3 protein-coding genes are annotated in these 2,360 nt (G+C 63.8%); all 3 read right to left on the bottom strand.

The window, feature by feature from the left end:
- Window positions 1-477: hypothetical protein (locus DBR23_RS22215; protein ID WP_108499603.1), on the bottom strand; the 477-nt coding region annotated here is incomplete at its 3' end.
- A complete protein-coding gene (locus tag DBR23_RS22210) occupies window positions 474-2,045 on the bottom strand; it encodes an IS66 family transposase (protein WP_034693102.1) in 1,572 nt (523 codons plus the stop codon). The genes DBR23_RS22215 and DBR23_RS22210, both read right to left, overlap by 4 nt.
- A 63-nt stretch (window positions 2,046-2,108) precedes the next feature.
- On the bottom strand, window positions 2,109-2,360 hold a 252-nt coding region (gene tnpB, locus DBR23_RS22205; protein WP_146191410.1), incomplete at its 5' end, for an IS66 family insertion sequence element accessory protein TnpB.

Below are 2,360 nucleotides of genomic sequence, written 5' to 3'. Positions count from 1 at the left end.
CTGCGTGCCATCACCGGGGTCGATGGTTGCAGTGCGGCTGTTGATGCGCACGATGGTGCCCACCACGGTCTGCAGGTACTTGTCCTCAAAGGCGACCTTCTCGCCGCAGCGAAAGTCGTTGCGCGTCGGTCGGGGGGCGGCCGGCGGCTCTGGCGCCACAGCTTGAGGGCGTGTTGCAGGATCGGGCAAGGGCGGTTCGATCGCGGCGTAAGGCAACTTCCACTCTTTGCGCTCGCGCAGGTCTTGCAACGTGACCTGCGTGTCACGCATGGCCACCACCTTGCCTTCTCGCAGACTGCCATCGCGCCAGTCCACAAAGCGCACGGTTTGACCCAGGTTCATGTCCTTGCGCACGGCAATGATGCGGCGTGGGTCGGCCAGCAGCCGCTCGATCAGCGTGCTGAGCTGGAACAGCTCCAGGCTGCTTGCGTTCTGCAGGGCGTCCAGCACCCGCGGGTCAATGCCAGACACGCTCATGCCGCCTTGCGTTGTTGATCCGCCTGACGGGACTGCCGCATCAGGTTCCAGGGCAGCAACTCATCAATGCGGTTGATGGGGTGGTCGGCTATGCGGCCGAGCACCTCCCGCAAGTAGGCCTCGGGGTCAATCCCGTTGAGTTTGGCGGTTTGCACCAGGCTGTAGATCGCCGCCGCTTGCTCGCCGCCGGCATCCGATCCCATGAACAGGTAGTTGCCCCGTCCCAAAGCCACCCCGCGCAATGCCCGCTCTGCTGCGTTGTTGTCCATCTCGATGCGCCCATCTTGGCAATACCGCGTCAGAGCCTGCCAGCGTGTCAGGCTATAGCCAATGGCTTTGGCCAACTCCGATTTGGCCGACACCCGACCAACCAACTGGCTCAACCAGACGTGCATCTCCTGCAGCAGCGGCCCGGCACGCGCCTGGCGTTGGGCCTGTCGAATGTCGGGAGGCTTTCCCCGAATGTCACGCTCGATGGCATACAGATCGGCAATGCGTCTGAGCGCCTGTGCTGCGATAGACGTCTCGTCTTTGCCGCTGCTCAGGTACAGGTCCCACCACGGTCGGCGCGCGTGCGCCCAGCATGCTGCCTCGGTGATCTGTCCTGAGGCGTACAGCTTGCCCCAGCCGCCATAGGCATCCGCCTGGAGAATGCCGCGATATTTCTTCAAGTGGCGCTCTGGATGCTCGCCTTTGCGATCTGGGGTGTACTGGTACCAGGCCGACGGTGGCGCACTTGAGCCGATCGGACGGTCATCTCTGACGTACACCCACAAGCGCCCCGTCTTGGTCTTGCCGCGCCCGGGCTGCAGCACCGGCACGGGGGTGTCGTCGGCATGAATCTTGGCAGCCGCCAGGGTGTAGCGCCCCAGTGCGGCCACCAGGGGATCAAGCAATTGACCGGCCTGGTCAACCCAGCCGGCCAGCGTTGAGCGGTCCAGCTCAACACCGCTGCGGGCGTAAATGCCGCTTTGGCGGTAGAGAGGCAAATGGTCACAGTACTTGGACACCAGCACATGGGCCAGCAGGCCGGCACCGGCCAGTCCGCGCGCTATGGGGCGGCTGGGTGCGCTGGCCTGGAAGATGGCATGGCACGCCACGCAGGCCAGCTTGGGACGCACATGCCGGATCACCTTGAAGTGGGCAGGCACGTACTCCAGTTGTTCGGAGACATCCTGTCCTATCTTACGCAGTCGAGCGCCACAAGCGGTGCACCCGCAGGACTGGCCATTTGTGTCCTGGTGCGTGTCGCTGATCTCGGGCAGGTGCTCCCGAACATCGCGCGGCAGGTGCGCGGGCAGACTGCGGTCGATCTGCGGGTCATTGGCGGGGGCCGGTGCAGATGCGGCCTTGGCTCGAGTGACCATCGCGGTCTCGCCACCATCGATCAAAGGCATCTGCGCCGACCACTGTTCGCTGGAGGTACCGAATTCGGAGCGAACCCGGCGCAGCAGTTGCAATTTGAGTTTGTCGACCATCAACTTGAGCAGGGCCACCTCGCTGTCGCGCGCCGCGATGATGCGCAGCAATTCGTCGATGTTCTGGGGCGGTTGATGGGGCGTCGGCACGGTTTTGAGTATGCCCAACTCTGCTGTCTCACCTCATCGGGAATGACCCGCAACTGCCAAGCTTTACGCCGCCAGATCGGGACGGTGCGTGCGCGCCGGCATGCGCCAGTCGATGCCTTCAAGCAGCATCGAGAGTTGGGCTGAGGTCAGAGACACGCCGCCGGATGCAGCTTGCGGCCAGACAAAGCGGCCGCGTTCGAGCCGCTTGCTCAGCAGCAGCAAACCTTGGCCATCAAACCACAGCACTTTGAGGATGTCGCCGCGCCGGCCGCGAAAGACAAAGACGTGGCCACTGAACGGGTTCTCGCTCAAAGC

The organism is Acidovorax sp. HMWF018, assembly GCF_003061035.1.
Lineage (GTDB): Bacteria > Pseudomonadota > Gammaproteobacteria > Burkholderiales > Burkholderiaceae_C > Acidovorax > Acidovorax delafieldii.
This window is presented reverse-complemented; position numbering and strand designations above follow the sequence as displayed.